Annotated in this window: 11 protein-coding genes; 7 read left to right on the plus strand and 4 right to left on the minus strand. The window is 46.0% G+C overall.

Going from position 1 to position 14,023, the window contains the following annotated elements; translation table 11 throughout:
* Positions 1-56: 56 nt before the first annotated feature.
* From nadB to ACLWBD_RS13920, 3 genes are read left to right on the plus strand one after another with little or no spacing between them, the layout of a single operon-like run.
* On the plus strand, positions 57-1,670 hold the full coding sequence (gene nadB, locus ACLWBD_RS13910) for an L-aspartate oxidase (RefSeq protein ID WP_413568604.1): 1,614 nt from the start codon (positions 57-59) through the stop codon (positions 1,668-1,670).
* 37 nt (positions 1,671-1,707) lie between these two features.
* Positions 1,708-2,559, plus strand: coding sequence for an alpha/beta hydrolase (locus ACLWBD_RS13915; protein WP_413568605.1), 852 nt, complete (start codon positions 1,708-1,710; stop codon positions 2,557-2,559).
* Positions 2,559-3,143: a hypothetical protein gene (locus tag ACLWBD_RS13920; RefSeq protein WP_063204974.1), complete on the plus strand. Its 585-nt coding sequence runs from the start codon at positions 2,559-2,561 to the stop codon at positions 3,141-3,143. The genes ACLWBD_RS13915 and ACLWBD_RS13920 overlap by 1 nt, the downstream gene beginning before the upstream one ends.
* Positions 3,144-3,191: 48 nt before the next feature.
* Here ACLWBD_RS13920 and ACLWBD_RS13925 read toward each other — a convergent pair whose 3' ends face one another.
* Both ACLWBD_RS13925 and rnhA read right to left on the minus strand, forming a co-directional pair.
* Entirely contained in the window at positions 3,192-3,968 is a 777-nt protein-coding gene (locus ACLWBD_RS13925) for an SDR family NAD(P)-dependent oxidoreductase (protein WP_063204975.1), read from the minus strand.
* Between the two features lie 5 nt (positions 3,969-3,973).
* A complete protein-coding gene (rnhA, locus tag ACLWBD_RS13930; protein ID WP_413568606.1) occupies positions 3,974-4,726 on the minus strand; it encodes a ribonuclease HI in 753 nt (250 codons plus the stop codon).
* Between the two features lie 157 nt (positions 4,727-4,883).
* Here rnhA and ACLWBD_RS13935 point away from each other — a divergent pair, with 157 nt between their 5' ends.
* On the plus strand, positions 4,884-5,732 hold the full coding sequence (locus ACLWBD_RS13935; protein WP_413568608.1) for a hypothetical protein: 849 nt from the start codon (positions 4,884-4,886) through the stop codon (positions 5,730-5,732).
* Between the two features lie 7 nt (positions 5,733-5,739).
* Complete coding sequence (locus ACLWBD_RS13940; protein WP_413568609.1) at positions 5,740-6,528, plus strand: hypothetical protein; 789 nt, start codon at positions 5,740-5,742, stop codon at positions 6,526-6,528.
* A gap of 2 nt (positions 6,529-6,530) precedes the next feature.
* Here ACLWBD_RS13940 and ACLWBD_RS13945 read toward each other — a convergent pair whose 3' ends face one another.
* Positions 6,531-7,262, minus strand: a complete 732-nt coding sequence (locus tag ACLWBD_RS13945) for a DUF5602 domain-containing protein (RefSeq protein WP_413568610.1) — start codon at positions 7,260-7,262, stop codon at positions 6,531-6,533.
* Positions 7,263-7,554: 292 nt separating this feature from the next.
* On the opposite strand from ACLWBD_RS13945, the gene ACLWBD_RS13950 reads away from it, so the two are divergent.
* Both ACLWBD_RS13950 and ACLWBD_RS13955 read left to right on the plus strand, forming a co-directional pair.
* Positions 7,555-12,630 carry a zinc-dependent metalloprotease gene (locus tag ACLWBD_RS13950; protein WP_413568611.1) on the plus strand — a complete coding sequence of 1,692 codons (5,076 nt, stop codon included), beginning with the start codon at positions 7,555-7,557 and terminating at the stop codon, positions 12,628-12,630.
* 73 nt (positions 12,631-12,703) lie between these two features.
* Complete coding sequence (locus tag ACLWBD_RS13955; protein WP_063204979.1) at positions 12,704-13,186, plus strand: hypothetical protein; 483 nt, start codon at positions 12,704-12,706, stop codon at positions 13,184-13,186.
* 37 nt (positions 13,187-13,223) lie between these two features.
* Here the strand turns inward: ACLWBD_RS13955 and ACLWBD_RS13960 are convergent, their stop codons facing one another.
* Positions 13,224-14,018 carry a PilZ domain-containing protein gene (locus ACLWBD_RS13960; RefSeq protein ID WP_413568613.1) on the minus strand — a complete coding sequence of 265 codons (795 nt, stop codon included), beginning with the start codon at positions 14,016-14,018 and terminating at the stop codon, positions 13,224-13,226.
* Positions 14,019-14,023 lie beyond the last annotated feature (5 nt).

A 14,023-nucleotide genomic window follows, 5' to 3' on the forward strand; every position in this document is an offset into this window, starting at 1 on the left:
AGAATCAAGCAAGAGTCCTTTGCAAATGCCAACAAAAGCGGTAAGAAGATGCCACTATGAGTACTCATCGCTCGGATGTTTTGATTATTGGTTCTGGCTCTGCAGGATTGGCGCTGGCTTTAAAACTTTCCTCATTGGGAAAAGTGATCGTGCTTGCCAAAGAATCTGCGGGCGGAACGAACTCTGCCATGGCTCAGGGGGGAATCTCTGCCGTTATGTCAGAGGAGGACAGCTTCGAGTCGCATATCCAGGATACACTGGTTGCGGGCGCTGGCTTGTGCAAAGAAACTGTAGTTCGCAATTATGTAGAGCAAGCCCCTGAACGCATTCAGGATTTACAAAACTGGGGTGTTCATTTCGACGTTAAAAAAAGAGGCTCAGAAGAGACCAATGAAATCGATTTGACGCGCGAAGGCGGACACAGCTTCCGTCGCATTCTTCACTTCGAAGACCAAACGGGATTAGAAATTCACCGCACTCTTTTGGCCCGCGTTCGCGAAAATCCCAACATCACTTTGCTTGAACGCTTTTACGCCATTGATCTGATTGTGAACAAAGAAGTCGATCCGAATGACATGAACCCGGTTCATTGCATCGGTGCCTACGCTTTGAACAAAAATGATGGCGAGGTGCATACATTTTTAGCGAAGAACACCATTCTGGCTACAGGTGGTGCGGGAAAAGTTTACCTGTACACTTCGAACTGGAGTGGCGCGACAGGTGACGGCATCGCCATGGCTTACCGTGTGGGTGCTCGTATCGCGAATCTAGAATTCATGCAATTTCATCCCACCTGCCTTTTCCATCGCGAATCGCGCAATTTTTTAATTTCAGAAGCTCTTCGCGGTGAAGGTGGCGAATTGATCGATGCCGCTGGCCACCCTTTCATGCAGAAATATCACAAGCTCGGATCACTGGCTCCTCGCGACGTTGTGGCTCGTTCCATCGACAAAGAGATGAAAAAAACCGGTGCCGAATGTGTTTATCTCGACATGACAAAACTGGATCGCGAATTTTTGAAAAGTCGCTTTCCCACAATTTTCAACAAGTGCCTTGAGTACGGCATCGACATGAGTGAATCCCCGATTCCGGTGGTTCCCGCAGCCCACTACTTGTGTGGTGGCGTGCTGACAGACCTCCATGGTCGCACGGATGTTCCCGGCCTCTGGGCGGTTGGAGAAACGGCTTGCACGGGCTTGCATGGCGCAAATCGATTGGCCTCGAATTCCTTACTTGAGTGTTTAACGATGGCCCACAATTGTTCAGAGCAAATCAAGCAGCAATGGGACACGGATAAGTTCTTCCCGATGGATCCCAAACCTTGGACTCACCCCGAAGAATCGAATGATGACGAGATGATCGTTATCAACCACATGTGGGACGAGATTCGCCGCCTGATGTGGAACTACATGGGAATTGTCCGCTCTAACAAACGTCTGGAACGCGCTCAACATCGCTTGCAGAATATTTTGGCAGAGACGAAAGAATACTATTCTCACATGAAGATTCATTCGGACATCTTAGAGCTGCGCAATATCGCCATCGTTGCCAACTTGTCAGTGGAATGCGCCCTTCGCCGCCAAGAATCGCGAGGCATCCATTTCAATATCGATTATCCTGAATCCAGTCCGGAACCGCACGATACAATCGTGGTCCGGGGCCTGATTTGACTTGCCCGCTGATTGCTCTCGCGGCAATCTAAAGGGTATGTACAAAAGATCTGAAGGCTTTTTTAAAGGTTATCAGGACATCAACCTGTTCTTTCAAATTTGGGACAACCCCAATGCTCGTGGAACCGTTATAATCAATCACGGCCAAGGAGAACACTCGGAATCTTACCACCGCCTGATCAAAGCATTTGAAAATGATCAGTGGAGTTTTTATGGGTGGGACTTACGAGGGCACGGCCGCTCTGAAGGTCGTCGCGGTTACGTTGCGCAGTTTGATGATTACTGCAAAGACTATAAAATCTTTTTGGACATGGTTCTTAAGAACGAAAAAGTGAAACAAGGCCCGGTGATTCTTTTCTGTCACTCGATGGGTGCCTTGATTGAGCTTAAAACTCTTTTACGCAATCCCGATACTCGCTGCGATGGCATTGTTGTCAGCTCTCCGCTTTTGGGAGTTTCTGTTCCGGTGCCTGTTTATAAATCCAAAGGTGCGGTGATCTTAAACTCATTGCTGCCAACGATCACGATGGGCAACGAGCTCACAAATGATATGCTCACGCGCGATCCGGATGTGATTCGCGAATTTGAACAAGACGCTCTTCGCCACAATCGTATTTCCCCAGGGGCGTTCTTGGGTTTCCTTGAATCTTTTGAATACGTTCTGCCTCGTGCGAACGAAATCAAAAAGCCTGCTTTATTTGTCATCGCTGAAAACGATCCCGTAGTCAGCAGTTTGGAAGCAAAAAAGTTTTACGATAAGTTAGGCAGTCAGAAAAAAGAAATTTATATTTACCCTGAAGCAAAACATGAAGTCGTCAACGATATCATGCGCACGACAGTTTTTGCAGATATCAAAAAATTCTTAGACGGTTTCTTGGAGTCTAAATAATGAAATACCTTTTGAGCCTTTGTTTTTTACTCTCTGCATGTGCCAGCACTTACGAAGTCACTCCCGCAGGTCACACGATCAAAACTAAAGATGACTATATGGAAGTGATCGAAAAGTATTCCGATCAAGTGCGCCAGTATTCGGGCTTTTACAACACTTTGGATTTCCAAGCGACCTTGTTGAATTCAACAGTGGCTCAGGCCCAACTAGCTCAAAGCAGTATGCTTTATCAGTGGGATGAAAAACGTTTCACTGAAGAAAAAGGAAAGTACGAAAACCGCCTGAGCAAAGAAGCGGAAGTGTTTTTGAGCTTTTACACTCCAGAAAGAAAGAACGATGATCTTTTTAAAGATACGACGATTTGGAAAATCTTTTTGGATGTCGATGGCCGTCGCTACGAAGGCAAGGCTAAGAAACTTAAATTGCAGTTAGCAGAAATCGAAGGTCTTTATCCTTACCACAACCGTTTTTACACACCCTACTCTGTGATCTTCCCGGTTCCTATGCGCTCTATCGAAGGTAAACCGATGAAAATGACTATCACGGGTGCTGTCGGCTCTGGCGTTTTAAATTTCCAACCTTAATAAGTTTTTCTAGGAAGTCCGTCTGAAAAGGACGGACTTTTTTTTGCCTTAATTGCGCTTAAAGCGTCTTCCCACTTCAATATCAAAAAGTGGCTTCACGAATTTCGCAATCTTCAATCCGACACCCGTTAATCCGCTAGGTTCTAAAACCTCGATATCATGAAGAATCGCTTCACGAATCATTTGCGCGTATTTTGCGGGAGAAATCGACTCCGTCGGAATCACAAAATTCTTCGAGTACAAGGTCTCGATCTCATCAAACATGCGCGTCTTGATTCCCGGAGTGACCAACAACAATGTCGTTACGCCCGTGTCTTTCAGCTCCATACGAATGCAGTCGGTGAACGCCATGACAGCCGCCTTCGAAGCTGCGTAGGTCGAAGCACAGGGAAAATGCATATAGGCCGAAACGCTGGAGTTATTGATGATTTTACCGCGCTTACGCTCAAGCATTCCTGGCAACAATCCGTGCGTCAAATGAACTAAGGCATTCACGTTCACCTGAAACATTTTGTAGATGTCATCTAAGGGCTGTTCTTCTATCAAGCCACCGGTCAACATTCCCGCATTATTAAACAGGATATCAATCGAGGTTTCTTTTAGATTATGCAAAAGCGCATCGACACCTTGACGTGTCGAAAGATCCGCCTCCCACACTGTGACTGATTTAGCACCTGCCGCCTGAAGCTCTTTCACCAGACTGTCATCAGACTGCCTCATCACCAGATGAAGATTCGCTTTGTCTTCGGCGCACATTTTAGCAAAAGCTTTTCCAATCCCACGACTGGCACCTGTGATAAGAATATGACGGTTTGTGATTTCCATGCGGACTATCCTTCTTTGATGACGGTCTGAGGACTTAATCCCCAGGATTTCAGAATTTCGATTTCATCGGCGGCAGAAGTCGCTTTTTTAAACTTGGCTCCAGATTTTCCGCTCACGCGATTCTGACACGAAGGCCAGTTCTTGTGACGATACACCAAGCCTCCGATATTGCTTAAGTAACTGAAAGCTTCTTTCTTTTCACCCGGTGCGCGCATTTCTGGCAAAGCGGTGTCGGCCGGAACTTCCAGCATGTTGATCGGATAAGAGCTCAACGGCCCTTGATACAAGGACACGTAATCATTTTTTGAAAAGGCGACAGCGATGCGATCGCAGCGTTCATTACCAGGCGTGCCCACGTGGCCTCGAGAATATTTCCATTCGATTTTGTTTCCGGGACCGCGCGCTTGAATGATTTGCGCCAGTTCTTCCCAGATATCTCGATTAGAAACATCCGCACCTTCCGCGGTTTTCCAACCGCGCTTTTTCCAGCCCCAAATCCATTGCGTGATTCCACGAATCAAGTAAGTGGAGTCCGTATAGAAATGCACAGGACCTGGCACAGCAGAAATAAACTTTAGCGCCTCAACAGCGGCTGTCATCTCCATGCGGTTGTTCGTCGTAGAGCGCTCACCCGCTCCCAGTTCTTGCACCTGATCGTTCGGTAAAAGCACAATGCTTCCCCAACCTCCGGGACCGGGATTTCCAGAACAAGCGCCATCAGAGAATATCAAAATATAATCGCGTACTTTTATTGCCACAGCTCATGGTCATCGCGCGCTTTTCTTATGTCAATGCGCTGGATGCCAGAGACGGGCCTCTGACCAATACTTAGACAGGTAAATCTTATCAGGCTGCAATTTAAGGCCGTTGGCTTCTGGCACCCTCCCTGCAAAATAATCCCGAAGGAGAGTGTTTATGTCTTTTGCTATGCGCCCCCTTATCGGATTTTTGACGACAGTCTTGCTGGCAAGCCAAGCCTTTGCCAATGCATCTGTCACCTCTTCGACGACGCTAGTGCAACAACCGAAAAAACAAGGGCGCATGTGGAGTGGTTTTGTAAATGCCAGTCGCTCGACAAGTCCTTATGACTTTGAAGATGGCACTCGCCAGGACGCGATGGACTATATGATGCGTCTGAATCTGAAATTTAATGACAAGTTTTCTATGCGCGTTCAGGGTGGTTATTCACAAGACTTAAAATATCCTGAAAACAATGATTTCTCTGACACGTCCGTCAGTTTAGGACGCGCGCCAATGGCTTTAGGTAAAACAATCATGTTGGGTTACCGTGTGGCTACAGGTCTTCCTACTTCCAAAGATTCTCACACCCGTCAGAATCTGATTGCTTCTGTTTCCACAACAGTGAATGGCATGATCAATCCAGACCGTCTTATTTCGGGACTCGATATCGCCGGTTCTATTTCAGCAGGTCGCAACTTCCATCAGTACGAAACTGCTTTAGATGGCCGTGTGAACACGCAGTGGACCTCTTCGCAAATGTTTTCGATGGCGTACACTTTTACGACGGGTATTTCTGTCTCTGCAGAATTTCTTCACCGAAACACATGGTCTTACCAAAATGTGATGCGCGACACTTTTGAAATGACTCAAGAGATCGGCTACGAAATCAACTCCACCTTTTCCATCGCTGCGGGACACACAAACTCAGGTTCTTCTTTAAAACCTAACGGTGATGATTCCAATGTGCAGTTGATCAATGAAAACACTTCACTTGTTTACGCCTCTGCAACTGTAGTCTTCTAGGACTGCCATGAAAGCCTGGTTGGTAGCACTTCTTCTTATTCTAAGCTTCCAACCCTCCTGGGCCGGCACTCCTCTGGATATTGTCTTTGATATCGACTGGACCACCTTTTATACCGTTCACCCCGAAGACGCGAATGAACGCAGCTCCAAGAGTATTCAAATTGAGGGAAAAACCTACCGCCCCACCGATCATTTAACTGAAGTCATCGAACACTTATTGAAGACCCATCCAGATATACGCATCAGTTTTTTTAGTGGTGGAACGAAGTCACGTAATATGACTTTACTGGACAGCGTGAAGCTTTCTGATGGTCGGTCCCTCGTGGATATCAGTCACCGTATTCTCTCTTATGAGGATCTGACAATAGTGTCTCAAAACAAGACTTTGAAATTCTCTGAGCAGCATAAAAAAGTTTTGAATCAGGGAATTCCCGACTGGAATCCCAAGAACACTCTTCTGATCGACGATCAGCCTGAGTTCGCCGTGAAACCTTTAAAATCCGTTTCCTCTTTGGGTCATTTCAACTTCCAACAGAAATTTGATGTTTCACGTGCTGGAGAAAAATTCTTTCCGGCATCCGAGATCGAATGGAAGATGGAGCGCAACAAAGCCCTTGTCTGGTTGGCTCTTTTAGAAAACGCCATTGCAGAGTCTGCAAGCACAGGAAAAGATTTTTCATCCGTCGCCCAAGAGCTGTGGACTCGGGACTCAAAAAATCCTTTCATTTTAAAACAAGGGCAAGACCTGCTTCCTTCCTCAAAGGGACAGGCCTGCCGCAAGATTTTCGCACTCTAAATTTACTGCATTTCTTTTAAATACTTCAGAGTTATAAAGTGCATTGCCCGTGTCTTATCAAAATGTATCGAATACTTTTGCGGATAATAGCCTAAATGGGTGAAGGTCTTTGGCAACATCAGCTCTTGCTCGAATTTCTTTTTCTTTAGCAAAAACTCTCGCGTGATCATCGGCTCGATAAAAATCAGATTGGCGTCGTAGTAGCCATAGATGTAAGTCGTCGTAAAAGGCTTGCCGTTGTATTCGGGCGAACGCATATCCACCCAGTGCCAGCCCATCTGAGGAACACCTTCTGGGCCTCCGACATAGAACGGAGGAAGCTTATCGGGATCCGGCTGCTTCAAACAGATTTCGCGATCGGCGCCCATACAGGTGATAGCTTTGCGGGTCGCCTCATCAATGAAGTAGAAATGAAAATCAAAATGAGGTCGGTTGTAAATACCATCAGGCTCATGACCGTGCGGCATCCAGTCGATGACCATGTGATTGTAAGGCGGGATGTTCAAAACGGATGGAAGTTTGAGTGTGTATTCCCCTGGCTCATGTTGAGGCAAAGCATTCAGGGCACCCTCTGTTAAAGCCAATCCGACCGAGTACGGCGTACCATCTTCACCAATGTCCGCGAATGCCTTTGCCGTGCCCTCACCGAGCGCGACCTCTTCGCCGTAAACGATGAATCCATGGGCGTATATCGCTAGAAAAAACAGACCACAAAAGACAAAAATCCCTCTCATAAATCCCCCTGCTTTTCAGAATGAAATCCGAGATTTAATTCCAGGACAAGCTTCCACATGAACCGGTGTTTTAAATCAGAAAAACGGTGTCTCATTTTGAGATCTCCCTGAATTGTCCCCTGTATATTCTGTGGACGGCTTATCTGCCTGTAATGCATTTAATTCACGGCCGCAACCGGAAGCTCGTGGCACTTTCAGTGCATTTATATCCCTTAAGGAGAGTGTCTTTGTTCTAGGCCCATATATTCGATGTGGCGTCATGAGCAGTGACAATTTAGGAATGGAGAGAAAAATGGCTCACAAACCTCAGTACACAAAAGCATTTACGGCTTTGTTGACCTTCGCCCTCGTGGCCGCGGGTTGTACGAAAAAGCGTGATGCGACTTTACCGGATTCAGAAGCTCTAGAGATCTTTGCGATTTCTGACTTCGCGACCCCGTCGAGTGAAGGTTTTAAAGCCATCGCAAAATCCAGCGCGCGCGAGAAGTCTTTAGTTGAAGCAACTAGCAACAAGGCTTCAAACGAAAAAGGCTTGGTTGCAGTCGATACATCAGATTCTTCCATCCCTCAACGTTTGCGCTTCATGTTTGAAAACCTAGAAGTTTCCGGTCAGGAAGCTCAAGACTTCAAAATCGTGTTCGGCGTAGACTCTAAATACGTAACGGCGTACAAGCTGACAAATAATGTTGAAGGCTTAACTCGTCTTGAAAAGCAACTCGCTGTCTCTCCAAGCGAAGTTCAGCTTTCTATTGATTTACAAAAAGCCACTTCCTCTCAAGCTAAAAAAGAAATCATGAATAAGATGGCAACGGCGCAAAAAGCCCGTTCAGCTTCCTTATTGAACCGCGCTAACATCAACGTGCTAGTGCCTCTTTTCAAATATGACATCGCTCAAAAAGGTGTTCTTGAAAGAACAAAGAATGAATTAAGAGAAAGCACTTCGACATTGAAGCTGCGCGAAACTGAGTTCAGCCAAGCGACTCACATTCGTTTGAACATCACTTCAGACTCTCGTAAAGACGTGGGCAGCGTAGACCAAAAAGTCGAAATGGACCAAATCTTCACGATGGAGTCTTTGGATAACAAAATCCACAGAGCTGCAGACCTTCAATCTCGCTACAACTTCAACATGAAGTTCGTGGCTGACGATTCGCAAGTTCTTACGAAGCTTGATTCTGACGACATGAAAGTTTACGAACTAACAACGGTTGGTTCTTTGTCTGACGATGAAAAACGTCTTATCAATACAGGTCGCGCAGCGGGCGAAATCATCCGTTGCTCTGACTCTGGCGTGACTTCTGCGGATAAGAACTGTGTTCTTCGCTTGGTGGCGAAAGTTCCAGTGACTTATAAAAATGCTCGTCTAGTACTTGCTGACTCTAAAGAAAACACTTCTAACACGATCGAACTTCAAAAGGTCACTAAAGCGCAAGCTCAAGGCCTGGTTGAAATCGCTCGCGAAGTGCGTGCAGAGCGCGCTCGTCCAACAGGTATCATCGATCCTTTGAATACAATCAAAGTTGCGGATCTTAAGGGTGAGTTCTACTTCAGAAGAACTTTCGAAGATGCTTCTAATATGATGCTTATCGGTAAATCCGGAACAAGCGGTGATCTTTCAGTAGTAAAATTCGAACTTGAAAAAGACCGTTTGGTTGTTCGCAATCAAAAAGCCTTGATCAAGTACGAAGGTCAAACAGCGAAAGACAAAGAAGAGTTGATGTCTGTTCCTGTTAAATACTTCAAACTTGAGACTGTCGATGCTGATGGTGTGGCTCTTCACGTTCCAAAGTTGATTGACGCGAAAAAAGAAGATGCTGAATACGTAGAAATCGACTGGACGAAAAATACAATCCCAGTTGCAAACTCTCCGTTGGCTTTCTTCGACGCCGGTGAATGCTGGGCTGCAGAGACTTCTCAACAAGTCACTGATATGGATATGCGTTTAAACAACGATGGTATCTTGAACTTCTCTTTGTCTGGTTCTTACACGGTTAAACCAGGTTGCCATAATGCCCCAACAACGAACAACTACGCTTTGGGTTGGAATGTTCAATTCAACTACAACGTGATCGAGCGTCTTTCATTCAAGAAACGCACGAACGCGCAAGTTGACGATGCTCAATGGGCACCAAACATTGCACCGAACGTTCAAAGCTCTTTGAATTTCGCAACATTCACTATGGGTGAAACAATCACTTCAACTGATGTTCGTCCAGGCCGTGAAAACAGCGAAGTGTACCGTCCCGTTGTTCATGACTTCCGTAACGGCAAAGTATTGCACTACTGGGTTGGTGGTTTGAAAAATGCTCCTTCTGACAGAAAAGCTCTTATCACTCAAGCGGCAGTGGAAGTTGTTGCCGAATGGAATGAAGCTTTCCGCAAAGCTTTCAAAGGTACGAACCTTGAGCGCTCTGGTGACTACATCGTTCTTCACACAGGTGATGATGACACAGGCCACTTGGGTGACTTGGACCGCAACTACTTGTGGTTCTTTGACCAACCGACTGAAAACGGTCTTTTGGGTGTAGCACAACCGGCTCCAAATCCATACTCTGGTACCATCATCGCGAACAACGTGATGGTTTACTCTGGAAACTCTGAGATGGAAATCCGTCGCATGATGGAATCTTACAAAGAGTCTCGTGAATACGAAAAAATGTTGGACGAAGCAAAACAAGAGGCTTTGGCTGAATTCCAAAAAGAATTGGCAGCTCAACAGCAGCAACAAGGCTCTTCAGCAGCGGCTGAAGGTTCTGCGGGTGCAGCTTCGGGATCTGCAGCAGCTGAAAAAGTAAGATCTTTGACGAAATCTTACGGTTCCTTCGTACAGAAACTAGTGTTGTCTTCACGCCCAGTGGCGGCTCAACGCTTCTCTTCTAAGTACGCTTCGAACGTGGCTGTTAAGAAAGCTGGTAAGTCTTTGCAAGCTAAGGTTCTTAAAGGCAGAAACGTAGTTTCTGATGCGAAAGTGACTTCGAACAAAGATTTCACTCGCAGTGTATTGCAAGCCGCTCTTTCTCAAGAGTTAAAAAACGATCCAATCATGATGGAAGCGATCATCGCTCGTGAGTTGGCTCGCACTGAAAATGGCATGTCTCAACAAATGAAACAACTGTTGTTGAAACAAGCACAAATGAAAGAGATGTCTGCAAGATTTGACCAACAAGCTAAAAAACGTGGCGGTTGCTTCTTGTACACTCGTACTGAGTACAACGACAAGTTCTTGAACTCGGACTTCAACACTTTATTCAAGAAAGAGATCAAAGCGACACTATTGCATGAAGTAGGTCACGCGATCGGTCTTGTGCACAACTTCAAAGGTTCTTTCGATAAAGCAAACTTCAACTTTGCTGGCGAAGAAACAAACCGCAACTATACATCCATCATGGATTATATCGCGGCTCCAGAGATGGAATACCAGGGTCCAGGTACATACGACGTGCATGCATTGCGCGCGGCTTACACAGGTTTGGTTGAGTTGAGTGATGACATCAAAGCGATGGTTGCTAAAACAGGTGGTGTTTTGACGAACCAATCTAAAGTGTCTGTAAACACGGTAGGTGGTCAGTTCATCGCATTCCAAGATGTTAAGAAGATCCTAGGCTTCAGATATTTCTCTGATATGGCGAAACAAACTGTTGCTCAAACAGGTCTTTTGAAGCACTACGGTCAATGTAACGATATGGAAGTGGGTCTAGAGCCAGGTTGTGCGCGCTATGACCAAGGTGCTTCTGCGGTTGAAGTTGTTAAAAACGAAATCCAGAACTACCACAGATCTTACGCGACTTCTTACCACGCGTCTGATCGTTTGAACTTCGGATGGCCACAAAAAGTAAACGTGATCAGAAACTCTATCTCTAGATTCTCTACGATCCGCGCTTACTTGGATGACTACTTCAGAATGGTGATCTACCGTACGGCATTGTCAGACGCTGAAATGGCTGACTTCCGTGAGGCTTCTCACCTTGGATACGATTTCTTCCACGAAGTGATCCGTATCCCTGACACGAACTTGGCTTTCGGTAACTCGAAAGAAGAAATCAAACAACGTTTGATCCCAGTTCCATACATGTTGAACGAACCCGTTGTTCAAAACGGCCAGCAAGCTGTCGATGCTAATGGTCAGCCGGTGTTTAAACAAACTCCTGACGTGCGCATCCTTGAAGCTCGCCGTGTTTACGATGCGGCTCCGGCTCCGATGAGCGATCGTTTGGATACTTTGGGTATCGGTTACGACAAGCAGTTTGCCCTTCAGTTCTTGTTGACTGCAAATCCAGCAGCTATGACTGATGACTCGCAAACGGGTTGGATTGGTTACAACGAATTCGAACAATACTTCATGGGAGTTCAACATGCGGCTCAGTCTCAAAACATGTTGACGCTTCTTGAAATCATCTCTGGCACATTGAACGCGGGCTTCATGGACAAATACCACAACTTGCAGACAGTAGAATTGCCAGTGAATGTGAACAGAAACTTGCTTGATTCTGCAACTTTGGGTGGTTTGGCTGATACGAACCAATACCGTTACCCAGGTTTGGACACTTTCGCAGAGTTCTTCAAAGTGGGAACTTTGAAAGGTGGAAAAACAGTTAAAGATCGTTTGATGGCGACTCGTTACGGTCAAAGTTCAAAATCAGCTGCGGGTGTTAAGTTCTTCGCTGCTGATAACGCGATCGGTGCGCAGGTTCTAGTAAGCAAAGCGGCGCGCAAAGGCGCGCTTCTAGAAAACAAAGATACTTTGGCTCAAGGTATGATCCAAATGATCCAAGCAGATATGGAATTGAGTGCGAAAGTAGCTGCAGTTAAGAAAGCAGACGAAAAATTGAAAGACAAGGCGTTTGCTGACATCGTGGCTTCTTCTGAAGAGTTAAAAGCGGTAGCCGCAAAGGGTGATGCAGCAGCAGCCGAGCTCGTGAAGACATTGACAGCTTTGAACCAAAACGGCGCGATCGTGTCGGCTGAAGAGATCAAAGCAAATCCAAACTTCGCTTTGGATAAGCAAGTGTTGATGTTAAGAAGCATGACTAGCAGATCTATGTCGTACTTCACGCAAGTAAAACCAATGCTTGAGCAAGTTCCTCTAGAGCAGTTGAACAACGTATTGCAACAGTTGGCGGGTTTGAAATCAAACAACACGACTCTTGCAAATTCTTTGGATTTGCTAGCGCTAGGTCAGGAAGTTTTAGTTCAAGCCGTGTCTTCAGTACAAATCGTACTTAAAGACCGTGGCCCAGTGTCGGGTGATGTGGTGATGGGATTGATGATGGATGCGTCTCCATTGTCGAGCTCACAGCAAAACTTGATGTACGCGATCGAAGATCTTGCTCGCTACACAAGCATCTTAAACCCTGAGTACATCTACTAATACGAATTTTATATACGCGGCCCCGCTCTCTCCTGGGGTCGCGTTTTTTATTTTCCAAACCACGGAGTCCATAATGAAAAAAACAGTTCTCTTGGGTCTTTTATTGTTAGGAAGTTCTTCTGCATTTGCCAGCATACAGGACTATATCGGCCGCTATGATTTACAGCGCGAAGAACTTAAGGACGGGACATTCTGTTATGAAGGCCTGATTGTTAGCAAAGAGGGAAAAGAAATTTCTCTTTATCGTTCGGACATTACTGAGTTCGCGTTGGTCAAGAGTGAACTCAACTCATCTCGTGAAGTACGCAGCTCTCATGGGGAGGCGATGACGACAACCAAAGGTAAAGACTCCGTGACTTTGAAGGACGACGGCACTCTGGTTTTTCAATTTAGCGGTATTGAAAGCATTTTGGGTGTTCCCGCTTCCCGAGTGAAGGACGCTGTAGCTTTGAAACTTTCAGACGACAAGAGCACCCTGTTTGCGGTTCGTAAAACGGCGGACGGACTTGCGGGCTTAAATCGCGGTGAAGCTCGTTGCGTTTACAAACGTCAGTAATTCTCAATAAAAAAAGGGAGCTTTCGGCTCCCTTTTTTTATGACTTAAATTTAGGAAACAGTCCTTCGCCCTTCGTTACGAGCTTTTTCAACCAAGCTCCGAAACTGTCTTCAGGCCCCGGCAATCGCTCTGCTACAATCTTATTATCCGAATGCAACTTATCAATCGCGCGCTTCACCTGTTTTTGGCTTTCGTTGGTATGTTCAAAACGAACTCCCCAACCTTCACTGCCTGGATGATTCACACGATAGACAACCAGCCCTGAAACAACAGTTTCGTAATCATCAAACTTCCAGTAAACGTCGACCTTGTCACCCTCAGCAAGCTCTGGTCCCGCCGTCAGAAACAAACCACCTTGCGAAAGATTTTTAATGAAAGCTTTTGCGCCATTAACCGTTCCTTCTTGATTGAAGTTATAACGAGGAGCTGCTTCCCACCAACGCATGCGGGGATCGAAGTAAACTTGCTGTACAGAAGGCACGACAAAGTAGGCAACAATCAGAACATCGACAAGAAGAACTGCGATCAGAACCACCAACGTATTCCAGTTCATGCTTGTCCAATAACTATAAAGATTCGACAGCAGAACTAAAGCGATACAAGCAAGATACGCCCAGTAGCTCCAGCGGCGGCAGATGTAAATGAAGATGCCCGCAAGAATCGGTACGCCCACGTATAGAAGCAACAAAGGCTTCGGTAAAATCTCAAACCAATAAGTCCACTGCTGCGGAAGCGTACGTCCCGAGCGGAGGGCATTAAGAATAAGATTTCCAATGGGTGCGAAAACATGAAGAAGTGCAAGAACGATCAAGGACCAGGGTTTTCTTTTCATATACC

Origin of the sequence: Bdellovibrio sp. HCB117, from assembly GCF_047305915.1 — a bacterium.
GTDB lineage: Bacteria > Bdellovibrionota > Bdellovibrionia > Bdellovibrionales > Bdellovibrionaceae > Bdellovibrio > Bdellovibrio bacteriovorus_B.